Annotated in this window: 20 protein-coding genes; 15 read left to right on the top strand and 5 right to left on the bottom strand. The window is 66.4% G+C overall.

What is annotated here, in order from left to right:
- From IPI67_18325 to IPI67_18265, 13 genes are all read left to right on the top strand, one after another.
- Positions 1-468, top strand: a complete 468-nt coding sequence (locus tag IPI67_18325) for a PTS sugar transporter subunit IIA (GenBank protein MBK7582149.1) — start codon at positions 1-3, stop codon at positions 466-468.
- A 3-nt stretch (positions 469-471) separates the two neighbouring features.
- Complete coding sequence (gene hprK / locus IPI67_18320) at positions 472-1,527, top strand: HPr(Ser) kinase/phosphatase (GenBank protein ID MBK7582148.1); 1,056 nt, start codon at positions 472-474, stop codon at positions 1,525-1,527.
- The gene (gene rapZ / locus IPI67_18315) at positions 1,524-2,462 is read left to right on the top strand and encodes an RNase adapter RapZ (GenBank protein MBK7582147.1); all 939 of its coding nucleotides are present in this window, start codon (positions 1,524-1,526) and stop codon (positions 2,460-2,462) included. Before hprK ends, rapZ begins: the two co-directional genes overlap by 4 nt.
- Positions 2,459-2,734, top strand: coding sequence for an HPr family phosphocarrier protein (locus tag IPI67_18310; GenBank protein MBK7582146.1), 276 nt, complete (start codon positions 2,459-2,461; stop codon positions 2,732-2,734). Before rapZ ends, IPI67_18310 begins: the two co-directional genes overlap by 4 nt.
- 5 nt (positions 2,735-2,739) lie before the next feature.
- Positions 2,740-4,518, top strand: coding sequence for a phosphoenolpyruvate--protein phosphotransferase (gene ptsP, locus IPI67_18305; protein ID MBK7582145.1), 1,779 nt, complete (start codon positions 2,740-2,742; stop codon positions 4,516-4,518).
- A gap of 123 nt (positions 4,519-4,641) precedes the next feature.
- Positions 4,642-6,879: a 5'-nucleotidase C-terminal domain-containing protein gene (locus tag IPI67_18300; GenBank protein ID MBK7582144.1), complete on the top strand. Its 2,238-nt coding sequence runs from the start codon at positions 4,642-4,644 to the stop codon at positions 6,877-6,879.
- On the top strand, positions 6,876-8,429 hold the full coding sequence (locus tag IPI67_18295) for a hypothetical protein (protein ID MBK7582143.1): 1,554 nt from the start codon (positions 6,876-6,878) through the stop codon (positions 8,427-8,429). The genes IPI67_18300 and IPI67_18295 overlap by 4 nt, the downstream gene beginning before the upstream one ends.
- A complete protein-coding gene (locus IPI67_18290) occupies positions 8,404-10,218 on the top strand; it encodes a hypothetical protein (GenBank protein ID MBK7582142.1) in 1,815 nt (604 codons plus the stop codon). The genes IPI67_18295 and IPI67_18290 overlap by 26 nt, the downstream gene beginning before the upstream one ends.
- A gap of 74 nt (positions 10,219-10,292) precedes the next feature.
- A complete protein-coding gene (locus IPI67_18285; GenBank protein ID MBK7582141.1) occupies positions 10,293-11,111 on the top strand; it encodes an SDR family NAD(P)-dependent oxidoreductase in 819 nt (272 codons plus the stop codon).
- Positions 11,112-11,252: 141 nt separating this feature from the next.
- The gene (locus tag IPI67_18280) at positions 11,253-11,816 is read left to right on the top strand and encodes a hypothetical protein (protein MBK7582140.1); all 564 of its coding nucleotides are present in this window, start codon (positions 11,253-11,255) and stop codon (positions 11,814-11,816) included.
- A gap of 153 nt (positions 11,817-11,969) precedes the next feature.
- On the top strand, positions 11,970-12,239 hold the full coding sequence (gene rpsO / locus IPI67_18275; protein MBK7582139.1) for a 30S ribosomal protein S15: 270 nt from the start codon (positions 11,970-11,972) through the stop codon (positions 12,237-12,239).
- A gap of 195 nt (positions 12,240-12,434) precedes the next feature.
- Positions 12,435-14,678, top strand: a complete 2,244-nt coding sequence (pnp, locus tag IPI67_18270) for a polyribonucleotide nucleotidyltransferase (protein ID MBK7582138.1) — start codon at positions 12,435-12,437, stop codon at positions 14,676-14,678.
- A gap of 148 nt (positions 14,679-14,826) precedes the next feature.
- Positions 14,827-15,519 carry a hypothetical protein gene (locus tag IPI67_18265; protein ID MBK7582137.1) on the top strand — a complete coding sequence of 231 codons (693 nt, stop codon included), beginning with the start codon at positions 14,827-14,829 and terminating at the stop codon, positions 15,517-15,519.
- 100 nt (positions 15,520-15,619) lie between these two features.
- On the opposite strand, the gene IPI67_18260 is transcribed toward IPI67_18265, so the two are convergent.
- From IPI67_18260 to IPI67_18250, 3 genes are all read right to left on the bottom strand, one after another.
- A complete protein-coding gene (locus IPI67_18260) occupies positions 15,620-16,549 on the bottom strand; it encodes a hypothetical protein (protein MBK7582136.1) in 930 nt (309 codons plus the stop codon).
- A gap of 62 nt (positions 16,550-16,611) precedes the next feature.
- Positions 16,612-17,448: an ATP-dependent sacrificial sulfur transferase LarE gene (gene larE, locus IPI67_18255; GenBank protein ID MBK7582135.1), complete on the bottom strand. Its 837-nt coding sequence runs from the start codon at positions 17,446-17,448 to the stop codon at positions 16,612-16,614.
- Positions 17,449-17,489: 41 nt separating this feature from the next.
- The gene (locus tag IPI67_18250; protein MBK7582134.1) at positions 17,490-18,119 is read right to left on the bottom strand and encodes a hypothetical protein; all 630 of its coding nucleotides are present in this window, start codon (positions 18,117-18,119) and stop codon (positions 17,490-17,492) included.
- Between the two features lie 117 nt (positions 18,120-18,236).
- On the opposite strand from IPI67_18250, the gene IPI67_18245 reads away from it, so the two are divergent.
- Together IPI67_18245 and IPI67_18240 are read left to right on the top strand one after the other, a co-directional pair.
- Complete coding sequence (locus tag IPI67_18245; GenBank protein ID MBK7582133.1) at positions 18,237-18,932, top strand: recombinase A; 696 nt, start codon at positions 18,237-18,239, stop codon at positions 18,930-18,932.
- Positions 18,925-20,604: a DNA polymerase Y family protein gene (locus tag IPI67_18240; GenBank protein MBK7582132.1), complete on the top strand. Its 1,680-nt coding sequence runs from the start codon at positions 18,925-18,927 to the stop codon at positions 20,602-20,604. Before IPI67_18245 ends, IPI67_18240 begins: the two co-directional genes overlap by 8 nt.
- A gap of 24 nt (positions 20,605-20,628) precedes the next feature.
- Here the strand turns inward: IPI67_18240 and IPI67_18235 are convergent, their stop codons facing one another.
- A complete protein-coding gene (locus tag IPI67_18235; protein MBK7582131.1) occupies positions 20,629-21,753 on the bottom strand; it encodes a hypothetical protein in 1,125 nt (374 codons plus the stop codon).
- A 35-nt stretch (positions 21,754-21,788) separates the two neighbouring features.
- A complete protein-coding gene (locus tag IPI67_18230; protein ID MBK7582130.1) occupies positions 21,789-23,180 on the bottom strand; it encodes a sulfatase in 1,392 nt (463 codons plus the stop codon).
- Between the last annotated feature and the right edge of the window lie 29 nt (positions 23,181-23,209).

The raw sequence follows: 23,209 nt of genomic DNA, 5'->3' as shown, positions 1-23,209 counted from the left end.
ATGCGCCTTAGCGAAATGCTCGATAGAGGACGCATCTTCGTCGATGTGTCCGGCAGTGTGTCCGACAAGAAAAGCGCCCTGCATCGCCTCGCGGAGTACATCGCGCCGGTGGTAGGCGCTGACAACGAAGCCCTCGAGGAAGCGCTCGCCGAACGCGAGCGCCTGCAAAGTACGGGCATCGGCGACGGCGTGGCCATCCCGCATACCTCGGTCGAGAGTGCACCAGGCCAGGCCGCGGCGCTGATCTTGTGCCCGCGCGGGGTGCCCTTCGACTCCATCGACGGGGGCGATGTCAGCATCATCTTCGGGGTGGTAGGGCCGAAGCGCGCGGCCGGCGAGCACCTGCGGGCGCTGGCGCGGATCTCGCGTTTGCTGCGGGATTCAGAGGTGCGGAGGCGCCTGATAACCGCCGATGATTCGGACGCGGTGTTCCAGCTGATCAGCGAGCACGACATAGACCCGAGGTGAACCATGACGGTCTACGAGCCTCCGAACAACGCAACGCGCTCTCTGACGGTGCGGGCGTTGCTCGATGATCGAGCTCTCGACCTCGCGCTCGAGTTGGTCGCCGGTAGGAGCGGGACCGACCGACTGGTGTCCCACCCGCGGATCCAGAAGTCGGGGCTGGCGCTGGTGGGTCACCCATACGGCATCGTCCCCGGGCGGATCCAGATCCTGGGAGAGACCGAGATCTCGTTCATCGAGAGCCTGCCCCCCGCCGACCAAGACGAGGCGGCCGCTCATTTGTTCGCCCTCGGGTTGTCGCTGGTCATCATCACCCGAGGCGTAGCCGCGCCCCAGGTGTTGGTGGACCGAGCAGAACGCACTGGCACACCGCTGGTCGTGGCCCAGGAGCGTTCGTCGCAGGCCATCACCGCGCTGCACACCCTGCTCGACGAACGCCTGGCGCCGCGCGCTCGAGTGCACGGCGTCTTGGTCGATGTGTTCGAGGTGGGCGTGCTGCTGCTCGGCAAGAGCGGGATCGGCAAGAGTGAGTGTGCGCTCGAGCTGGTGATGCGGGGTCACCGGCTGGTCGCCGACGACGTGATCGAGTGCGACTACAAACCCCCGGGCATGGTGTTCGGCCAGCCCGCTGCGCTGCTGCGCCACCACATCGAGGTGCGCGGGCTCGGCATCCTCAACATCAAGGATCTGTACGGCGTGACCGCGGTTCGCGAGCGCAAACGCATCGATCTGGTGGTGCATCTCGATTCCGCCCACGGCGACCGGGAGGGCTACGAGCGGCTTGGGGTCGACGATCACCACCGTGAGCTCTTGGGGGTGCCGGTTCGTGAAGTGAGTGTCCCGGTGCGCCCCGGCCGCAACATGAGCTCGATCATCGAGATCGCGGCGCGCGACGAGCTCCTGCGCCAGGCGGGTCATCACCCCGCGCGTGAGTTCATCGAACGCGTGGATGCCGAGGCGGGTCGCGCGGTCGACACCCGCGCTCCGCCAGCGCGGACGGCTCGGGCGACGGAGAGCTCGGCGCCGCCGCCGGTATCACCGCTCGGAGAGCGAAAGAAATGACGGAGGCGACGCGAGTCGTCGTGGTCACGGGGCTGTCCGGGGCGGGCAAGTCGACGGCGCTGCACGCCCTCGAGGACCTGGGTTTTTTTTGCGTCGACAACCTGCCCCCGGCAGTCTTGCCCTCGACCATCGAGGCCCTCGAGCACGGCAACGTGCGGCGTCTGGCCTTCGGCATCGACGTGCGAGTCCGCAGCTTCCTGGACAACATCGGCAGTGTCTTCGACGGCATCGATGCCGCCGGTCGTGAGCTCTCGGTGTTGTTCTTGGATGCCTCGGATGCGGCGCTCTTGCGCCGTTTCTCCAGCACCCGGCGCCCACATCCACTGATCGCTGCGCTCAGGCCGGCCGGAGACCAGCCCGCCATCGACGTGCTCGAGGGCGTACGGATCGAGCGCGAGCAACTCTCCGCACTGAGGGTGCGGGCGACGCGCGTGCTCGACACGACCACCCAGAGTGTGCACGACCTGCGGCGTGCCGTGCTCGACCTGTTCGGTCCTGGCGTCGGCGGCGCACCGCGCATGCACGCGCGATTTGTGTCGTTCGGCTTCAAATACGGCGCGCCCGTAGACGCAGACTTGCTCTTCGACCTCCGATTCTTGCAGAACCCGTACTTCGTGCCGGAGTTGAAGTCGCTGCCGGGAACGGACGCATCGGTTCGCGATTTCGTGCTCGGGCACGCCGAGACCGGTGAGCTGCTGAGCAAGCTCGCCGACCTCTTGAGCTTTTCGATTCCGCGCTTCGAACGTGAAGGCAAGAGCTACCTCACCGTCGGATTTGGTTGCACCGGGGGGCGCCATCGCTCCGTCGTCGTCGCCGAGCGTCTCGCCGCGACCGTCGGCGCAGCCCTTGGACGCGTAATCGACGTCGTGCACCGCGATGTCGAAAAGGCTAAAGTCGAGGAGCAACCGCAGGGCGCTGGTGGGGGGGTGAGTTGAGCGTTCTCAGAAGCACATTCCAGATCAAGAACAAATTGGGGCTGCACGCCCGCGCCGCGACCAAGCTGGTGCAGGTCGCTTCGCGCTACCGCTGTGAGGTCACACTGTCCCGAGCGGGGCAGAGCGCGAACGCCAAGAGTGTGATGGGTGTGCTCTTGCTTTGTGGGTCCCAAGGCTCGAACATCGACGTCGAAGCCAACGGGGAGGGCGCAGCCGAGGTCATCGCAGAGATCGGCAAGCTCATCGACGATCGTTTCGGGGAGGGGGAGTGAGCAAAATGGACGACGTCAGCGCGCCGCAGAGCTCGCTCGCGCTCGTCGGCATTGCCGGGGCACCGGGGCTGGCGGTGGGTCGTGCCGTCGTCGTGGACACCAAACGTCCCGGCGTCGCACATCGCCACATCGAGCCCGACGCCGCGCTCGCGGAGCTTGCCCGCTTCGATCAAGCCGTGGGCTCGGCATCCAAGGGGCTCCGCGAGGTGATGGAGCGGGTTCGGACTTCGCGCGCGCGCGCCGAGCTCTCGATCCTCGAGGCCTACATCTTGATGATCGAGGACGAGACCCTGCGCGGCGAGGTCGAGCGCCAGATGCGGACGGAGCACAAGTGTGCCGAGTGGGCGCTCGACGCGGCGGTGCGCCGGATGGCCGCGCAGCTCGGCGGCGCCGAGGATCCGTATCTGGCCGAGCGCAGCCACGACTTCGAGTTCGTGGGAGATCGCATCCAGATGGCGCTCTCGGGGCAGCCGCGTGTGCCGCTGGTGTCGGACCGAGGTGAGGCGGTCGTCATCGTAGCGCACGACCTGTCACCGGCCGAGACCGCGACTTTCTCGCGCGAGCACGTGCTGGCGCTGGTCACCGAGGTCGGCGCACGGACGAACCACACTGCAATCCTGGCCCGCGCGCTCGAGATCCCGGCCGTGGTGGGTGTCAAAGGGCTGCTCGACCAGGTAGGAACTGGCGACCTGCTGGTGGTCGACGGTAATCGGGGGCGCGTGATCGTTGGCCCGGACGCGGCCACGGTGGACGAAGCCATGGCTCGCGCGGAGCGCTACAAGGTCGCTGCGCGCGCGATGTTGGTCGAGCGCGACCGACCGGCTGCGACCCGTTGCGGGGTGGCGGTGGAGCTCAAGGCGAACATCGAGCTGCCGGGCGAAGCCGACGTGGCCGTGGCCCACGGGGCGCAAGGCGTGGGTCTGTACCGCACCGAATTTCTGTTCCTGGAGCGGACCGAGCCGCCGAGCGAAGACGCGCAATACGCGGTCTACCGCCGCGTCTTGGAGACCGTGCACCCGTGCCCGGTCACGCTCAGAACCTTCGACATCGGCGGCGACAAGTTCGTCTCGGCGTTCCATCTGCCTCCGGACATGAACCCGGCGCTGGGGCTCAGGGCGGTGCGTCTCGGGCTGGCACGGCCGGAGTTATTTGGCACCCAGCTCAGGGCCATGGTGCGAGCGTCGGCCCACGGTCGCCTGAGCATCATGGTGCCGATGGTCGCTAGCCTGACCGAGCTGCGCGCGGTGAAGGGGCTGCTCGAAAGCGCGATCGCCGATGTGGATCGGGCCGGGCATGCTCGCGCCGACGGCATTCCGCTCGGCATCATGGTCGAGGTCCCGAGCGCGGCCGTGATGGCCGACGAATTTGCCCGCGAGTCTGCCTTCCTCAGCATCGGTACGAATGATCTGGTCCAGTATTGCCTGGCGGTCGATCGCGGGAGCCCGGGCCTCGCTTATCTCGCAACGCCGTTCGACCCCGCGATCCTGCGCCTGATCCGCGGCGTGGTCGTGGCCGGCGCGGCCCACGGGCGCGAGGTCAGTGTGTGTGGAGCCATGGCGAGCGATCCCATCGCGAGCGCACTCCTGGTCGGTCTCGGGGTGCGCTCGCTGAGTCTGGAGGCCGCGGCCATTCCGAAAGTGAAGATGGCCATCGGTCGTTTCACCATCGACGAGGTCGAGCAAGCCGCCGCACACGCGCTCACGCTGGCGACGGCCGCCGAGATCGAGGATTGGGTCGCCAAGACCCTGGGGGAGCGCCTGGTCGATTTGGTCTACGGCCGCTGAGGCCAAATCGGGCACCACGGGGCCCTTTCTTCCGCGCATCGGGGTCAGGCGACGGACTCACCGCGAGGGCGAAAATCGTAGGGCTTGGCGCCCCCCCGCCGTCTTGCTAATGCCGATAATTCAATGAGCTGGCGAGCGTTTCTGTCCATCTTGCTCGCCCTCTTGTGCGCGGTCTCCCTGGCCGGCTGCCCGGAGAACCCGCCGGCGGTGGCGCTCAAGGGCCAGACCAAGCTCACGCTGATCCACACCTCGGACATCCACTCTCGCCTGTTTCCGTACGCCATCCAGATCACCCAGAGTGACGCCTCGCTCGGGCTCGGCACAGCGGACGCCGTCACTACGGTGGGTGGCGTCGCACGCATGGCGTCGGTCGTCGCGCGCGAGCGAGCCAAGAGCGATCGCGTCCTGCACATCGACGGGGGCGACTGTTTCCAGGGCGCGCCGGTCTTCAACTTCTTCGACGGTGAGGCCGAGATCCGGGCGCTCAGCGCCATGGGCATCGACGCACAGGTCATCGCCAACCACGAGTTCGACAAGGGCGCGCTGAACGCACGGACCCAGCTCTACAAGTGGGCCAACTACCCGGTGCTGGCTGCGAACTACCTGCTCGACGACCCGCAGAACCCCATGAGCCCCGGCCTCGAGAACGTGCTGCAGCCGTTCACGACGTTCAACCTGCGCGGCCTCAAGGTGGGGGTCATCGGCATGGGCAACCTGTCCAGCCTCTCGTCCCTCTACGAACGGCCGAGTCGGCTGGGGATCACGCCGCTCGAGACCATCGACGTCGCTCAGGCCTACATCGATCTGTTGCGGCCTTTGGTGGACGTGATCGTCTTCGTGACCCACCTGGGGCTGTCGTCGGACCAGGAGATGATCCGCGGGACCACGGGCATCGACGTGGTACTGGGCGGGCACAACCACATCGTGCTGCAGCCTCCGCAGACCGTCGAAGACTGCGCGCGCGTCGACGAAGCTGGGCAACACTACATCTACCTCCGGGACGCCGACGGGCACCCCAAGCGCCGCTACTGCAACCCGCGTCGGGCGCTGCTCACACACTCGGGGGCCTTCAGCAAGTACGTCGGACGGCTCGACCTGGTGCTCAGCAACCGGCAAGAGGACCTCGACTTCCCCTACGATCCGCTGAACGGCTTCGAGATCGCCAGCCATCAGTACACGATCACCCCGATCACCTCGGATCTGCCGATGGACCGCGCGGTGTCCGAGGTGCTCGAGCCGTACCGAGCGGGGCTCGATCTCTTGGTCGATCTCGATCTCTTGGTCGGATTTGCTCCGGACGGCGCAAGGCGCTTTGGAACCGGCGGCGGCGATTCTCCGCTCGGCAACTTGATCTCGAGCGCCATGTGGCGACGGCTGGGCATCGAGACGGATTTCTCGCTGACCAACACCACGGGCATTCGCGCCGATCTGGTGCCGGGGCCGATCACCGTCGAGCAGATGTTCAACATCTTCCCGTTCGACAACAGCATCAGCAAGATGCAGCTGTCCGGCTCCGAGGTGCAGGAGCTGTTCGATTTCGTCGCGCGACGCTCGGCGAGCCGCGGTTGCGCCACCCAGGTGCAGATCGCAGGAGCGCGAATCGTGGTCAACTGCAAGGGCTGCACGACGCAGCAGCCGCCGCCTTGCCAGAACAACGAGCAGTGTGCGTCCAACGAGTGCGTGGCCGGCGGCTGCACGATCAAGGCTTGCGCCGAGCACATTTACATCGGGTCCACCGACACACCCTGCTCGACGGACGCCGACTGCGGCAATCAGCCCAACGCCTGTGATCTCGGGCGGCTCGACAAAGCCGGGCTCGGTCGCTGTCTGAGCCCGATCGACTCCGAGGGTTCCTACGAGCTCGCGACCAGCACCTACCTGGCGCAGGGCGGCAGCGGCTTCGTCGTCCTGAAGCGCAACACCACCCAGCTCGATACCAAGATCCAGCAGCGCGATGCGCTCATCGACTGGGTGCGCGGGGGTACGCCGTGCGGTTGGAAGTCGGAGCACACGACCAGCGACGGCCTCAAGGCGTGCGATCTCGACGCAGATTGCGCCAGTGTTGGCCCGAGCTACGTGTGCGCTTGCCAGGGCAACGCGGCTCAGGCTGCCGACGGCACCTGTTTCTCCAACGGCGGGTGCGGCGGACAAGGTCGATGTGTGGTGGCCAAGTGCCGACAGAGCGTGGCGGACTTCTACGTCTCCACCTGCAAAAACCCCGAGAGCGCGGTGCAGATCGCCAGTTGCTCGGGCCAGATCAACGGTTGTCAGCTGGGCGGCGAGCAGTGCAAGTACCTCGGTTGTGTCGATCGCAACCTCGGCAACTTCGCCGATGGGCGAGTGCGGATGGTGGGCAAGTGAGCGCGCGACTCCGGACTCTACCCGCCGCGAATCCCGCGCTCGTGTGTCTGCTCGCGGCGGCAGGGCTCGTGAGCTCGGCTTGCACCGAGAAGCTCGATCAGCAACCGGACCGCACCCAGAGCCTGGCGGTGACCGTGCGTTTGCCGAATGGCCAGCCGCTGCCGCAGCTCGGTGAGCCGCCCCTGCCGCTGCCCACGGGCCTTGCCGAGCTGGATTTCGACGTGCAAGCCGTTCGACCTGATGGCTCGCCAGATCTGGCTTTCGAAGGCTTCGTGCGCGTGAGCTCGGTGCCCGGCTCGGTGGTCGATGTGAGCGGGCCGGGTGCACAGGGGCGCAACGTGCTCTTGCTGGGCGGACAAGCCCTGGGCTTGAAGACCCACGTGAGCAACGCGCGCGGCGCCACACGGCTGTGGGTCGAGGACATCGGCTACATCCCGGACGATCCCGCCAAACCCCCGGCCTGCGCCAACGGCCTCGACGACGATGGCGACGGCTTGGTGGATTTCCCGAAGGACCCGGGCTGTGCCTTCGCCAACGACGCCACCGAGAACGCCGGCACCTACGCCGCCGGGGTCTCCGCGCCGGTGCGCTTCGAGCTGCCACGCCTCGGCGACGTACAAGGACGCGGCGCGACCACACCCTACGAGCTCGAGGCCGTCGAGGTGGCGACCGACGCCCCCGCCAACCTCATCGTCACCCGGATCGCCGCCGACGGATTCTACGCGACCGACGTGGGTGACACGCTCGGCTACAACCACGTCTTTGCGTTCACCTTCAGCACGCCGCCCTTCTTGCGGGTCTGTGATCGCATCACCAAGCTCACCGGCACCGCGGTCGAATTCTTCGGGTTCACTGAGCTGTCCTTCCCGGCGTTCTCTCGCCAAGCCTGGCGATTTGCGACCGCCGACGATCCCGGCGACGGACCCTGCCTGGCGCCGGAGCCCGTGGTCATCGACCCGGTGGCCAGCGACGACCCGGCCTTGCTCGAGAAGATCGAGAGCGCGCTCGTGCGCGTCGAGAACGTGACCATTGGCGGCTACTTCGGCCCGAATAACCCGGAGATTGCCTTCAACAACGGCCAGAGTGACTGCTTGGTTCCGCCGCCCATCGCGTTCACCGAGGCGGCCTCGAACTGTGATCTCGACGGGTCGGGTTTCATCGACTTCGACACCAAGGGTTCGTGCGAGGCGGCCTGCGCCAATGCCTGCGGCGCCGAGGCGAACTGCGTCGAGTGGACCGGCTACGTGTCGCGGGGGAACTACCGCGTCGTGATGCCGGGTCCGAAGAGCATTCAAATCAACACCCGCAGCATCTCCGGGTTCGACCCGGTCAGCATGCGTGGCAAACCCATCGCGGCGCTAGCCGGCACCCTGCGCAACTTCAGCGGCGGCTCCCTGAACTGGACCATCGAGGCACGCTGTGGCGACGACCTCGTCTGCGACGATGCGTCTCAGCAGGCGTGTGTCGACGGCCCGAAATCTCCAGTCAGCTCGCAGATCGCCTGTGTTTCCCCAAGGACGACCGATGACCCGAACGAAGCTACGAACTGATCTCCGCACGGCGCTCTGGCTGTGCGCGGCCTTGGGCGCAACCGCGTCCGTCCACGCGCAGCCCGGCGGGGAGCCGAAGCCCGAGGGTGATCAACCGGTCAAGCCGGCCGACGTTCAGCTCGACGACACGCCCGAGCCGGAGAAGAAACCCGCTGATGCGCCCACGAAGGTTGCTCCGCCCGCGACCCCCGAGGTCGAACCGACCGAGAAGGCCAATCAAGCGCCCGCGGCCGCCAGCAAACCCGAGCCGAAGAAGGACCCGGCGCGGCCGTACTCCCCGTTCATGGACACACGCCTGACCTGGACCTTCGGCGACGGCGATCTCTTGCACAAGACCGGCGAGGCGTTCCCGCTGTCCCCCAACGCGAGCGCCGGCGATCGCTCGCAGTACCGGCTCTTCTTCGACAACTTGAACTCGCGCTTTTCCGGTCGCGAGAACGTGTCGCACCTCGTGCTCTACAGTCACCTGCCTGGGTTCGCCGAGCATGTCGACACCGAGGCGGCGCTCGTCATGCGCGTGAACATGGGCGAGCTCGCGGCGCAGTCGAACAACGTGAACCGCGTGTTCGAAGACGCGGGCACGTACCTGCGGGTGTTTTACGAGACCGGCGGAGAGCCCAAGAAACCGGAAGGGCTCGGCCTCACGCTCTACCCGATCGACACCGACCGATTCCGCGTCGGGTACCTGTACGACATCACCTGGGGCGGCACGAACGGTCGCTTGAACCAGTCGATCTTCCCGCGGCTTCAGGGCAGCGCGCCGGGTGCCAAGCTGCAGTACGATGGCAAAGGTTGGTACGTCTTCGGCGGCTTCAAGACCGCCAGCATCATCGAGGTGCAACAGCGCATCGCCGAGGGCGGAGCGGGCGAGGGCTCGACCACCGACACCGTGCGAGTGGCCGAGACCAACTATGGTTTCTTGGGCGGGCTCGGCCTCGATGCCACGGACTTCCTCCACGTCGACGCCGGCGGCGGTTACTTCCAGCAGGGCCGCTTCGAAGATCCCGACGTGCTCGGCAAGCGCGTCTACACCTTCGGCTTCTCGGGCCGCCTGGTGGTTCACCAGGACATGCCGGTCCCGCGCTCCGCGGACTTCCAGCTCTTTCGCAACGACCCCAACGCCCCGCTCGAGCAGTTCAAGTCGGAGAAGTACGAGCCCGGCAAGGCCAGCTGGGCGCTTTCGGGGGAGGTCACTCAGCTTCACCAGAACCTGAAGGACTTCGACGCGCCGGGGCGCACGGACATCCAGCTGGCGCGGGCGGGAGCGCTACAGGCCAACCTGAAATACGGCTACCTGCGCACCAGCCTCGCAGTCATCTATCGCGACCTGCCGTTCGTGCTCAGAAATCAGCCCAGCTTCATCCCGTTCCAGACCCTGCCGAACAACGCCAAGACCGAGGACGAGACCTTCTTTGCGGCGTCCGTCGACTACTACATCGAGAGCTTGCGGCTCACGCCGGGGTTCGGCGCAGGCCTGCAGAACCCGGCCACGTTCCGCAGCGAGAGCTTCGACGCCCTCGGTCAGGACACCTCCCGCACCATCGTCGTGCGCGAGCAGGGCAATCTGGCGTTCCTGCCGGTCGGCGAGAAACGCGTGCCCATCTTGCAGGCGCGCGGCAGCTTGAAGTGGGATCTGTCGCCCATGATGAGCGCCATTGGCTGGATGCAGTTTCGGCGCGACAACAACATGACCCGGCTGGAGCTCGATCCGAGCGGCACCGTGCTCTTGCGCAGCTTCATCTCGCCGAACTTCCTGGGCTACGGCCTGGCGATGCAGGCGCGCTTCTAGCGCCGCGAGCCGCGGAAATTCCGTGAGCCCGCGGGTGCGTGCGGGTCGCGCTCATCGGTGATACAAGGCGCCGCATGAAACCGATGGATTTTCGGGGGCGGTGGGTGCTGGTGACGGGTGCGTCGTCGGGACTGGGTCAAGAAATGGCGCGGCAGTTGGCGCGGGACTACGGCGCCAACATCGTCGCGGTCGCGCGGCGTGCCGATCGGCTCGAGGCGCTCAAACAGGAGCTCGAGCCCTCGGGCGTCAAGGTCCTTCCGCTCACTGCCGATCTCCAGAACCTGGACGACGTCGACCGTGTCGTGAAGACCGCCACCGACGGCGAGGCGTTGTACGGGGCCGTGCTGAACGCGGGCATCACCCACTTCGGCGACTGGCACGAGCTTGGGTGGGATGGATTTCAGCGCATGTTGGCCACGAACGTCACCAGCGTCGTGCGCTTCACCACTCAGCTCCTGCCGTATCTGGAACAGAAGAATGACGGGGGCGGCGTGATGCTCGTCTCGAGCATGGCGGGCCTGTCCCCGGTGCCGTTTCAAGCGGCGTACTCGGGCACCAAGGCGTTCCTGGTCCACTACGGCTGCAGCCTGTACCACGAGCTTCAAGGGCGAAACGTCTCGATCACGACGTTTGCGCCGGGTGGTATCGCCACCGAGATGACCGAAGGCGAGCGCTTCAACTCGCTGCGCAACTGGCTGATGCCGGTGGACCGCTGCGCGCGCTCGGGCCTCGAAGGGTTCCGGCAGCGCAAGTACCTGCACGTCCCGGGCGTGGTCTACAAACTCCTGGCGGCACTCTCGAACGTGGCGCCGGAGCCTTTTGCGTCGTCGCGAGTAGCGGCCGAGTACCGGGCTTCACTCGAGGCGATTCGGCGCGAGAACGGCGCGAGCTGACCGCCCGCGCGAGCGTCCCGAACGGCAGCGCGAGCGTCCAAATCGAGCCATCGATCGCGGAAGCGTCGGGTTTATATCCCACCGTTTCCCTTGCCAAGTGCCCGCTGGCTAACGGAGACTCGGCGCCCAAGGAGACTATCCATGCGTTTCGTTCACGGAAGCTTCGTGCTGTTTTCGGCGGTGGTGCTGGCATTGGGTGTTGGGGTTGCGTGCGGCGGTTCGACACCTCCAACCGAGACCGCTGGCACCGAGCCAGCTGCGACCGGCGAGCCCGCGCCGACCGAGAGCGCAGCCCCGGAGGAGACCAAACCGCCGGAAGAGACGAAGCCGCCCGAGGCCGCCAAACCGGCTTTCAAAGACATGAACCACGAGCAGAAGGTCGAGCTGATGAAGACCGTCGTGGTGCCGAAGATGGGTGCACTGTTCAAGGAGCACGACGGCCAACGCTTCGGCGAGTTCGGGTGCAAGACCTGCCACGGCCCGGGCGCGAAGGAGGGCAAATTCGAGATGCCGAACCCCAAGCTGCCCAAGCTCGATCGCACCGGCGGTTTCGCAAAGCACAAGAAGAAGCACGCTGCGATCACCGCGTTCATGATGGACAAGGTGACGTCCGAGATGGCCGCGGCCATCGGCGAAGCGCCCTTCGACCCGGCCACCAAACAGGGCTTCGGCTGTAGCGACTGTCACATCGTCGAAGGCAAATGAGGGTCCCCGGGGGTGAGGGGGCCTGGGCGCGGCCCCGTCCAGCCCCAGGATTTCCGGGTTTTTCTGGCCGAAATTGCCGACGGAGTCTTCCCGTTGACCAGATGATCGGCGCGCGTATACTCCGCGGGCTTTAATTTCAGAGGAAAGGTCGACATGCCGCTAGAGCCCGGCGCGAAAACGCGCGTCATCACCAACTTCCGGCTCCACGATTCGGACACTGGCTCGCCGGAGGTGCAGATCGCACTCCTGAGTCAGCGCATCGAGCAACTCACGGGCCACTTCAAGACACACAAGAAGGATCATCACAGCCGTCGTGGTCTGCTGATGCTCGTCGGTCAACGCCGCCGTTTGCTCGACTACTTGAAGCAGTCGAACGTCGATCGTTACCGCAAGGTCGTTTCGTCGCTGAACTTGCGCAAGTGAGCGCCGGTTAGCGTCGACTCGAATCGTCAGATCAGACTTCCGGCTTGCAGGCGCCTGACTTCATCTTCGATTCGTGAGCGCGACCCCCGCGCGGGGTCCTGCTCAGGAACCGAGGCTGAAGGGGCTCTGGCGCTCGTATCCGGCGTATCGCCCGCACGCAGCGGGCCATCGCCCAGGAAAGGGGCGCTTTGACAAATGTACGTACGTGAATCCGTCACCATCGGTGGCCGTCAGCTCACTTTGGAAACGGGCCGCCTGGCCAAGCTCGCCCACGGTTCCATCCTCGTCACCTACGGCGAGAGCATGGTGCTCGTCACCGCCGTCTCCAGCGAGGAGCGCCCGGGGCTCGACTTCTTCCCGTTGACCTGTGACTACATCGAGAAGACCTACGCCGCGGGCAAGATCCCGGGCGGGTTCTTCAAGCGCGAGGCGCGCCAGCGCGACTACGAGATCCTCTCGAGCCGCTTGATGGACCGCCCGCTGCGCCCGCTCTTCCCCGAGGGCTACAAGAAGGACACGCAGATCATCGCCACGGTGCTGTCGGCGGATCGCGAGAATCCCACGGACGTGCTCGCGCTCACCGGCGCAAGCGCCGCCTTGACCATCTCCGACATCCCCTGGGACGGCCCGGTGTGTGGCATCCGCGTCAGCCGGGTGGAGGGTGAGCTCGTCGTCTACCCGACCTTCGAGCAGATCGCGGCCGCGGATCTCGACCTGATCGTGGCGGTCACGAAGGACGCCATCGTGATGGTGGAGGGTGGCGCCGACGAGGCGAGTGAGTCCGATCTGATCGACGCGCTGATGTTTGCGCACCGTGAGGGGCAGAAGGTCCTCGAGCTGATCGAGAAGATCCGAGCCGCGGTGGGCAAACCCAAGCGCGAGTTCACGGTCGCCAAGCTCGACGCAGCCATCAAGACCCGCATCGCCCAGATGGTGGACGCGGATCTGGTCACGGCCTGCGTGATCAAGGAAAAGAAGAAGCGCTACGACCGCTACAGTGAGCTCAAGAAGGCCATGGCGGAGACGCTGAAGGCCGAGCAAGGCGCCGAGAAGTGGCCGTCGCTGGAGAAGCTGGTCAAGGAAGAGTTCGAGGAGCGCAAATACACCGTGGTGCGCAAGATGGTGACCGAGGAGCGGCGCCGCATCGACGGCCGCGACGAGCGCACCATCCGTCCGATCTCCTGCGACGTGGGCCTCTTGCCGCGTGTGCACGGCTCGGCGCTGTTCCAGCGCGGTGAAACCCAGGCCATCGTGACCGCGACCCTGGGCACCTCGACCGACGAGCAGAAGATCGACGCGCTCACGGGTGAGTCGTGGAAGCCGTTCATGCTCCACTACAACTTCCCGCCCTTCAGCACCGGCGAGACCAAGCCCATGCGCGGCCCCGGGCGGCGCGAGATCGGTCACGGCGCCCTCGCCGAGCGTGCGGTCACCCGCATGCTGCCGAATCACGAGAAGTTCCCGTACACCATCCGCATCGTCAGTGAGACCCTCGAGTCGAATGGCTCGAGCTCGATGGCTGCGGTGTGTGGCGCAACCCTCTCGATGATGGACTGCGGCGTTCCGATCAAGAAGCCGGTTGCCGGCATCGCCATGGGGTTGATCAAGGAGGGCGACAAGATCGCCATCTTGAGCGACATCCTGGGCGACGAGGATCACCTCGGCGACATGGACTTCAAGGTCTGTGGTACCGACCGAGGTGTCACCGCCATCCAGATGGACATCAAGATCGCAGGTCTGGAGCGCTCGATTCTGGAGAAGGCCCTCGACCAGGCGCGCGAAGGCCGCCTGCACATCCTTGGCAAGATGCTGGCCACGCTGGCCGAGCCCCGCGCCGAGATCAACAAGTGGGCGCCGCGCATCACGACCCTCAAGGTCAAGCCGGACCAGATCCGCATCATCATCGGACCGGGTGGCAAGACCATCAAGGGCATCATCGATCAGACGGGCGTTGCCATCGACGTGGAAGACGACGGCACCGTCAACGTGGCCAGCTCGGACTCCGACGCCGTGCTCAAGGCGCTGGAGATCATCAAGGGCCTGACCGCGGAGGCCGAGGTGGGTCAGATCTACAAGGGCACCGTGACGCGCATCGTCGACTTCGGTGCGTTCGTCGAGATCCTGCCGAACAAGGAGGCCCTCTTGCACGTGTCCGAGATCGCGCACGAGCGAGTGGAGATGCCGGGCGACGTCCTCAAGGAGGGCGAGGTCATCGACGTCAAGGTCATCAGCATCGATCGCGAGGGCAAGACGCGGCTCACCCGCCGAGAGCTCTTGCCGTTCCCGGAGGGTGAAGAGGGCGACGCGGCTCGTGAGCGCATTCAGCGCGCACGAGAGGCCGGCCCGCCGTCGCGGGATCGCGGTGGCCGCCCGCCGCGGGGTGGGGATCGCGGCGGTCCGCGCCGTGATCGGAACGATCGCCCGCGTTCACCTCGCTGAGCGAGCTGTCCACAAAAGCTGTGCCGGGGCGTCGACCGAGAAGGTCCGCGCCCCGGTGGCTTTTTGTTCGCTGGCCGATCGACCTTCAAGTCAAAGGCTGTTCGAGGTCCGTCGCCGGCCGCCCAGAAGGTGTGTATAAAAACCGGGCATGTGGACTCGAACTGCGTTTCTTGGGCTGTATTTCGTGATGGTTACCGCGTGTGGCGGCAGCGCGCCTCCCGCTCAACCGCCGGACGCCGATCCGCGCGAGGGCATCTCCGACGTGCCGCCGGCGCCGAAGGGCGAGGTCCCTGCCGAAGAGACCGCCGAGGCTGCGAACGGCAGCGGAGCCGAGGCAGCCGAGGCGAAGCCGGTCGAAAAACCAAAGAGCGCAGCCGCGATCGGCGGCAGCTCTTTGAGTGACGTCAGTGGCGTCGCGGTCCAGGCTGAGGCCAAGAAGCTCGGCTGGTTTAGACAAGACGCCGCGGTTGGCGGCGGCACCATGGGCGTGTACGAGCAGTTCCGCTTCGAGATCGAAAAAGGGAAGCTGAAGGGTTTCATCGAGCTCGTCCGGCCCGCGGCGAAGCCGACCCCCGCCGGCAGTGGGGGCATGGTTCCACCCGCGGAGCTGAAGGACATGCGTGAGAAAGAGGGCGCCGCCGTTCATTTCGACGAAGCGTCAGACGTGGTCGTGATCGTGTCGGTCGAAGGCAAACCCGCCGACGCGAAGAAGCTGCTGGGCAAGCTGATCAAACTCGCGAACGCGAGTGCAAAGAAGGCGGAGAAGACTGCCAAGAAGGGCAAGACCCAAGGTCCCACGGAGATCGAGGCCCCGCCCGAGGTCGCGCCAAAGAAGCAGTGAGCGCTCGGCCGGAGGTCGAGCCCCGGGATCATGCGTCGTGGGTCATCGCCGCTCATGACGATCGCGATCTGAGCGTCGAAGACTGCCGAACTCGACGAGCCTAGAACGCCCAGCTGGCGCTGGCGTGCGACGGGGCGAGGTGCAGGCGTAGCTTGGCGGAGGCATCGGGCGCGCCTTTTTTCGGCGCGATCAGCACCAGCGTGACCCCGGCTGCCGCGCCGACGCCCGCTCCGATCCAGAGGGCGCGTGCGATGCTGTAGCGATCGATGGCGTCCGAGCGCGCCGTGGCGTTGGTGCGCTTGGAGTCCTCGAACTTGTCTCGCGAACCGAGGGCGCTGACGTAATAACCGACGCCGGCGCCGACGGCGGCTGCGGACACGCCGATCAAGATCCAGCCGGCGGTGCGCTGCAGTGAGCCGCTCGAGTCATCGGCCAGGGGTGCCCCCTTCGGCTTCTCTTTGGGCTCCTGGTCGGGTTGGACAGTGACCCCCTCCAACTTGATCAGCTTGTGTTGTCCCGCCTCGACGCTGACGGTGCGAGTGATGATCTCACCCTCCGGACCTTCGAGCTTCACCTCTTGTTCCCCCGGCTCGACGAAGGTCTCGAAGGGGATCGGCTTCTGCTCGATGGGTCCGACCGTTGCGCGCACGCCCTTCGGCTCGGCGAGCTCGAGCTTGCCCAGCGTGGCGGCGAGCTCCGACAGCTTGCTCCGGGCTTGTTTGGCCTGGGCCTCCGACAGGTTGGCCAGCTTCAGCGCTCGCGCGAAGTCGTTGGCCGCCCGCGCACGATTCTTGGCGCCCTCCCAGCACAGGGCGGCGTTGTAGAGCGTCGCACCGTGTGGCGCGCGCTTGTGTGCCTCGGTGAAGGCTTCCGCGCAGACTCGGAACTCGCCCTTCTTCGCCGCCGCCACGCCGGCCTCGAAGAACTGCGCGGCGACATCCGTCTCCGAGCCTTCCGCCCGGGCGTTGGGCGCAGTTGTGAGGGCCGCGAGCAGCAGGGCTCCAATACAACCACCGACTCGGCACGACACGGGCCGACGATACCACGGGGTCCGGCCCTTCTAGCCAGAGGAGCGCACGGATTTCTGAGCGTTCAGACCAGCTTCAGCGAGCGTCCGACCAGAACCTCGTTGTGAGAGCCCTGACGGTATCCCCCGAGGTCCACGGTCACGTAGCTGAAGCCGTGGCTCTTGCCGAGGCGTACGACTTCCTCGCGGACCCCGCTCGCGAACAGGCGTTCGAGCTCGCCGAGGTCGATCTCGATGCGCGCAATCTTGTCGTGCCAGCGCACCCTCAGCTGGCGAAACCCGAGCTCCTTGAGCGCGGCCTCCAGTCCGCCGATCTGCGCCAGGCGTTCTACCGTCACGCTCGTGCCGTACGGGATGCGGCTCGACAAACAGGCGGAGGCCGGCTTGTCCCATACGTCCATGCCAAACAGTCGCGCCGCCTCTCGCACCTCGGACTTGTGAAGACCGACCTCGACCAGTGGGCTCTTGACCGTGGCGTTCTTCGCCGCCTCGAGCCCAGGTCGATAGTCGCCGAGGTCGTCCAGGTTGGTCCCGTTGACGACGTGGTCGAGTCCCCACTCGCGGCGCTTCGACTCCGCTATTTCATACAGCTCGGTCTTGCAGTGGAAACAACGATCGGGCGCGTTCTCGACGTAACCGGGTCGTACGATCTCGTTCGATGCAACGAAGCGGTGCAGCGCGCCGAGCTTCTTGGCGATCCGCTCGGCGTCGAGGCGCTCACCCTCGGGCAGGCTCGCGCTCACCGCGGTCATGCCGATGGCGCGGTCACCCAGCTCCGCGCTCGCCACCGCCAACACCAGCGCGCTATCCAAGCCGCCGGAATAACAGACCAAGACCGAACCGAGCTCGCGCACTCTCGACCGCAAACGATCGAGCTTTTGGGCAGCGGATTCGGCCGGCATCACAGGTCAGACATAACACTCTGGCGGTCGACCGCCAGGTCTCAGGGTTTGGGTGCCAGCTTCCCCAGCCCCGAGGCGTTGCCCCAGACTTGCAGCGCGTAGCGTCCGGAGCCGCGGAACACACTGACTTCGAGCATGTAGAGGCCCGGCACGTCGAAGCAGATGGGGCCGCTCGGCGGAGTGACGGGGAAGGCGTCATGGCTGACGTCGCCCGTCACATCCGCGCCGTCAGGTCCGCGTAGCAGCACGTCGAGATCGCTGACGTTGCGGTCGCCGACGGCGTAGACGCGGTAACACGCCCCCGAGTTCGGGACGTAGAAGGTGTAGCGATCGGCCGGATCTTTCTCACTCTGCTCCGCGGTTTGCACGGCGGTCACGGCTTGCATGCCCCCGGTCGCGCCGCACGAACGGGTCAGCCTCGCGAGATCTTCCTTCGGCGCGCCGCTCGGTGAGAACGTGGCGTAACACTCGGACCAGACGCCGCCTTTGTTGGCGGCGTCGGTGCCCGCCTGAGTGGGTGTGGGTCCACCGCCCGCAGGTGGCGTCATCGGTTCGAGGGGCTGAGCACCACAACCAAAAGCGGTCGAGGCAAACAGGGCGAGCAGGAGCTGTCGGGACATCACGCTGGCCGAGAGGATAGTCCCTGGGCAGCCCACGAGAAGGGCGGACATTTCCTGTCCAGGGAGAGTTGCGCTTCCGATAGCTGGGAGTATGTTCAGTACACCGGCGATGGCCCTCCCGCAACACGTTCTCGATCGGCTGCCCGCGGCGCTCGTCCGCGGGGGTATTTGGGCTTTGCCGAGACGCCGACCCTCGGTTTGGCCCTGGGCATCGAAGAGCTGGACGCTTGTTTGCCGGACCGGGGGCTCGGGCGGGGGGCCGTGGTGGAGCTCTCGGTGAGCGGCGCTCTGGCGGGGGCGACGCGCATCGCACTCTCGGCCTGTCGCGCCGCTCAGGCCGAGGGGCGTGAGCGGGGAGGGGATACGGCGTGGTGTGCCTTCGTGGATCCGTCGTGCTCGCTCTTTGCTCCGGGTGTCGTCGAGGCCGGTGTCCAGCTCGATCGGCTGCTCGTGGTCCGCCCCCCACGCGAAGCGCTCAGCCGCGTCAGCCTGCGCATCGTGGAGTCACGAGCGTTCGCCCTCGTCATCATCGACACGATGGGAGCACCCGGACGTCCTCTGGACGTTCCGCTCGGGACCTGGCCGCGCATCGTGCGTCGTCTCTCGATGGCAGTGGAAGGCACGACGTCGAGTGTGGTTCTGATCACGGACGCTGGCGCTGCTCGCCCGTTGCCGCTGCCGGTTGCCCAGCGCATCGAGCTCTCACGACCCAGCGAACACGAGCTCCAGGTGCGCGTGGCGAAGGACAAACTGGGACGTATTTCGTCGCCGCACACCTTGGCCTGGGGACGTGCGGGGCCCCGGCCTTTGGTGAAGGGAGAGCCCGAAGCGGGACCGCGCGTGCGAGCCGCGAACGATGCCTGACACGAGGGACACCGAGCGCCGCATCGCCGCGGTGGTGCTCCCCGAGCTCTTGACCGAGCTGGCTGCGGAGTCGTTGAGTGTTGCGCGAGGGGTGAAGGCTACAAACGAAGCTCGGCTCGAGCTGCCAGCGTTTGCCGTGGTGCTGGTGGAGCAGACGTCGGGGGCAACGAGCGAGACTCCGATCAAAGCCACGGCCTTGCTCGATGCCGTGAGCCGCGAGGCTCGCCGCTTTGGCGTGCGCCCGGGACAGAGCATCGCGGAGGCCTGTGTGCTCCTCGGGCGACTGCAGGTCGAAGAGCTGAAACATACGGATTTGCAGGCTGCACTGGGCCGAATGGCGGAGGCTGCGCTCGGTTTTGGCGCCACGGTGTCCTTCGAGTCGCCGGACACCGTCTGGGTCGACGTGAGCGGGGCGGCGCACCTCTTTGGTGGGGAGGAGGCCCTCGCGACGGAGCTAGCGAGTCGGATCCGGGCGCTCGGACACCTGGTGCGGGTGGCCGTCGCCGGCGGACCGCGGTTAGCGCAGGCCCTCGCGCGTTGGGGCAGTGGGCGCGGGCAGGGGGGCGAGGGTGTGGTGGTGATCCCCAAAGAACGCACCTCGGAGGCAATGGCGCTGTTGCCCATCACGGCGCTGCCCATCGCTCCCGAGCAAGTGGCCTGGCTCGCGCGTCTTGGGGTGCTCAGCTTGGGGGAGCTTGCGAAACTCCCGAGAGCGGCTGCAGCTGCCCGTCTGGGAGAACACGCCGATCGTGCGCTCGATTTGGCGGAGGGCAAGGACGATGCGCCGCTCGTCCGTTATCAACCCCCGAGCTTGCTCTCGGAAAAGAGCGAGTGGGACGAGCCGGTCTCGGGGATCGAGCCGCTGCTCTTCGTGCTCAGTGGACTCGCACAACGCGTCTCGGCACGCCTGGCTGGTCGGGGAGAGGCCGCACAAAAGCTCGTGCTGATCGTCGAGCACGATCGTGCGATCGCTCGGCATCGAGGCAGTGCCAACGAGAAAGAGCTGGTGTTCGAGCTGGCTTCGCCGCTGTGGCGAAAGGAGGAGATCCGGCGTGTGATCGTCGCGCGTCTGGAGCGGACTCGGCTCGATGCGCCGAGCCTGGGGCTGCGGCTGGAGGTACCCGCGCTCATCCGCGCGCTGGGGCACCAGCTGGAGCTGTCCCGGGTTTCAGCGGGAGTTACCGGGCAAAAAGGCCTCGAGTCGCTGCCCGTGGTGCTGGCGGAGTTGGTGGCCGACATCGGCAGAGAGCGCGTGGGCGTGCTCCGGCTCCACGATTCTCACCGGCCCGAGCTTCAGAGTGAGCTTGTCGCTGCGCTCGAGGAGCCGAGACTCGGGCGTGTGAAGAAGGCGAAACGGGAGCCGCTACCCGTGCGCAGGTTGCGACCGATCACGGCGTCGCGTCTCGATGCCCCGACGCGGCTCTTGCCCGAGCCCATCGCGCTCGAGGTTGCGCTGCGGCTCGGCGTGACGCTGCGGCTCGAGCATCGCCTGTACACCATCGAGCGTATCGGGTTCGTCGAGCGGCTCGAGTCGGTCGAGTGGTGGACCGGCGTGCCCATCACGCGCGATTACCTCAGGCTCTGGCTCGCAGGTATCGAGGGTGGGCTCGAGGTGTTGGTGTACGTCGATCGCGAGAGTGGGAAACGGTATTTGCAGGCGGCGGCAGATTGATGTCGAAGACTGCTCGGGTCGAGCCTAGGGCGCGCAGATCTTGTACGGTGGCACGCTGCTGGTCTGGCACGTGAGCCCGCCAGTGCAGCTCGAAGAGTCGGCACCGCAGACGATGCGATCAGGCGTGCATTTGTTGGAGGGCGAACAGGCCAGGCTGGTAATTACGGACTCGCTCAGGGTCGCGCAACAGACCTGACCCACGGAGCAGTCCTCGGGGCCATCGCACTCCACCCGCGCGCCCGCGCAGGCTGACGCCGGGGAAGTGCAGGAAAAAGTGCTGGCGGCGCAGCACAAGGTGTTGCCGGTGCAGAAGATTCCGCCGCAATCAGCGCCTGCGGTGCCGCTGGTTCCACCGCCGGAGGTCGTGCCGCCAGAGCCGCCGCCGGAGGTCGTCCCGCCAGAGCCACCGCCGGAGGTCGTCCCGCCAGAGCCACCGCCGGAGGTCGTCCCGCCAGAGCCACCGGAGGTCGTCCCGCCGGCACCACCGGAGGTCGTCCCGCCGGCACCGCCGCCAGAGGTCGTGCCGCCGGCACCACCGCCGATCACGACACCGCCGGTGCCCCCGGTCGAGATCCCACACGTGCCTCCGCTGCCGCCGGCGCTCGCATCGGTGATGTCGCGGCAGGTCGCCTGGACCAGCAAAGACTTTTCGATCTGGAAACACGGATCGCCGAAGTGGGCATTGTCGGCGTCGATGCTGCACGACGCATGGCCCAGGCAATGACACTCCACCACCGACTTCGACACGCCGGAGAAGCAGGAACCGTTCACCGGTGAGGCACACGTCCCCGGAGCGTCCGCGTAGCTTGCAAAGTCGATGCTGTCGATGAACGTGCCCGACGGGCACGTGAGGGTCAGGAGGGTATCCTCCACTGCGACTTCGCAGAGCTTCGTGCCGCCGCCGGCTCCTCCGGTCGGGACGCCGCCGCCGCCGGCGACTCCGCCCGTGCTTCCGCTGCCGCCGAGACCAGAGTCGCCCGCGGCCCCTCCAACCGACGGCTTGCCGATCACACAGCGATCAGTCGCCGGATCGCAGGTCCAGCCAGCGGCGCAGGGGCAGCTTTTGCCCTCGAGGCTGAGCTCGGCGACGCTACAGTTGGCCGCGAGCCCGAGCGCAACGAAGGGAAACGAGCGGAGCCAAGCAGGCATGCGTAGGCGTCAGCATAGCGCGCATTGGGCCGACGTCAGCGGGACGCGAGCTCGGGCCTGAGCGGCCCATCCGCCGTGCCGCCGCCCTTGAGCTTCATTCCGCCGTAAGGTCGTACCCGCGGCAGCTTGTTGAACTCGCTGTCGAGCAGGGCGCTGAGCTCGCCGCGCTTCTCCGGGTCGGCCTTGGCGCGATCCTGCTTTTCACCCGGATCTTCCTGCAGGTTGAACAGCTTCTCCGGCCCGCTCTTCTCGCCGAATCGGATCAGCTTCCAGTCGCCGCTGACCACGGCCCGGCGTGACGGCTGAACGTTGTCGGCGCTCAGCTCCAGCGTGATGGGCTTCGCCCGGCCGGGGTTGCCTTCGAGCTCGGCCACCAAGCTCTCGCCCATGAAGCTCGGCAAGGCCTCCTGGCCCATCAGCTCCATGATGGTCGGCCCGAGGTCGAGGTGGGTGTGGGGTGTCGTGATTCGACGCGGCTCGACGCCGGGCACTCGCACGAGCAGCGGCACCCGAACCAGCTCTTCGTACAGCTCGTGAGCGTGCTGCATCATGCCGTGTTCGCCAAAAGCTTCGCCATGGTCCGCGCTGATGATCACCGCTGTCTTGTCCCACCAGGCTTGTTTCGCCGCCCAGTCGAGGAACTTTCCGATGTGCTGGTCGGTGTAGTGGACCTCGTTGTCGTAACGATCACGATCGGTGTTGCCGAAGTCCGGCGACTCTTCGTGTTTGATCCACTGATGGTGTGGATCGGTGTAGTGCGTCCAGGCGAAGAACTGACCTCTCACGTTGGCTGGCTCGGACAGCTGTTTGATCAAGAGCTCGTTGGTCTTGGGGCTCGTGACGTGGTCGTCGCTGCGCTCATTGAAGGTGATCCCCGGCACCATCTCCCAGACGTCGAAACCTTGATTGAGGCCTTTTCCCCGGTTGAAATACAGGTGGGACTGCACGCCGATGGTGCGGATCCCCTTCGCGGTCAGCGCCTCCGGGAACATCTCGTTCGAGTCCGAGTAGCCCGCGAAGAAATACCCAGTTCGGTAGAGCGTGGAGGCGTAACGCCCCGACAGCAGGGCGGGCACGCTCTGCGCGGTGAAGCTGCTCAGCGCGCGGTGTGCGTCGAACACGACGTTCTCCTTCGCAAACCGGGTCAGGTTCGGCGCGATGTCGCGCTTGTAGCCTGCCCACGGCATGTCCGCGCGCAGTGCGTCCACGGTCAGCAGGATCACGTTGAGAGGCCCGGGGCGGCGCGCGGATTTTTTCGGAGCAACGGGTCTTGCCTCCGCGACTGCCCGCTGGGTCTTCGCCTCCGGCGCAAGCGCCGCTTTTGGTGTGGGCTCTCTTGCCGTCTTGTTCACCGGCGTGGGGGCCTCTTGCCCGCAGCCGAACATCAAGAGTGGAAGTGTGAGCAAGAGAGAGCGGTCGAGCTCCATGGCTCGGTCCTACCCAGCCCTCGCGCAGT

The sequence above is a fragment of the Myxococcales bacterium genome (assembly GCA_016706225.1).
GTDB lineage: Bacteria > Myxococcota_A > Polyangia > Polyangiales > Polyangiaceae > JADJKB01.
The sequence above is the reverse complement of the archived record's forward strand: the minus strand, read 5'-3'. Positions and strand labels throughout refer to the sequence as shown.

Excerpts from the sequence above, each read along its gene's own strand:
- IPI67_18235 (MBK7582131.1), bottom strand. The coding sequence starts at position 21,753 with ATGCCTGCTTGGCTCCGCTCGTTTCCCTTCGTTGCGCTCGGGCTCGCG.
- IPI67_18240 (MBK7582132.1), top strand. The coding sequence starts at position 18,925 with ATGCCTGACACGAGGGACACCGAGCGCCGCATCGCCGCGGTGGTGCTC.
- IPI67_18280 (MBK7582140.1), top strand. The coding sequence starts at position 11,253 with ATGCGTTTCGTTCACGGAAGCTTCGTGCTGTTTTCGGCGGTGGTGCTG.
- IPI67_18230 (MBK7582130.1), bottom strand. The coding sequence starts at position 23,180 with ATGGAGCTCGACCGCTCTCTCTTGCTCACACTTCCACTCTTGATGTTC.
- hprK (MBK7582148.1), top strand. The coding sequence starts at position 472 with ATGACGGTCTACGAGCCTCCGAACAACGCAACGCGCTCTCTGACGGTG.
- rpsO (MBK7582139.1), top strand. The coding sequence starts at position 11,970 with ATGCCGCTAGAGCCCGGCGCGAAAACGCGCGTCATCACCAACTTCCGG.
- IPI67_18325 (MBK7582149.1), top strand. The coding sequence starts at position 1 with ATGCGCCTTAGCGAAATGCTCGATAGAGGACGCATCTTCGTCGATGTG.
- pnp (MBK7582138.1), top strand. The coding sequence starts at position 12,435 with ATGTACGTACGTGAATCCGTCACCATCGGTGGCCGTCAGCTCACTTTG.
- IPI67_18285 (MBK7582141.1), top strand. The coding sequence starts at position 10,293 with ATGAAACCGATGGATTTTCGGGGGCGGTGGGTGCTGGTGACGGGTGCG.
- IPI67_18265 (MBK7582137.1), top strand. The coding sequence starts at position 14,827 with ATGTGGACTCGAACTGCGTTTCTTGGGCTGTATTTCGTGATGGTTACC.
- IPI67_18290 (MBK7582142.1), top strand. The coding sequence starts at position 8,404 with ATGACCCGAACGAAGCTACGAACTGATCTCCGCACGGCGCTCTGGCTG.
- IPI67_18250 (MBK7582134.1), bottom strand. The coding sequence starts at position 18,119 with ATGTCCGCCCTTCTCGTGGGCTGCCCAGGGACTATCCTCTCGGCCAGC.
- rapZ (MBK7582147.1), top strand. The coding sequence starts at position 1,524 with ATGACGGAGGCGACGCGAGTCGTCGTGGTCACGGGGCTGTCCGGGGCG.
- larE (MBK7582135.1), bottom strand. The coding sequence starts at position 17,448 with ATGCCGGCCGAATCCGCTGCCCAAAAGCTCGATCGTTTGCGGTCGAGA.
- ptsP (MBK7582145.1), top strand. The coding sequence starts at position 2,740 with ATGGACGACGTCAGCGCGCCGCAGAGCTCGCTCGCGCTCGTCGGCATT.
- IPI67_18300 (MBK7582144.1), top strand. The coding sequence starts at position 4,642 with ATGAGCTGGCGAGCGTTTCTGTCCATCTTGCTCGCCCTCTTGTGCGCG.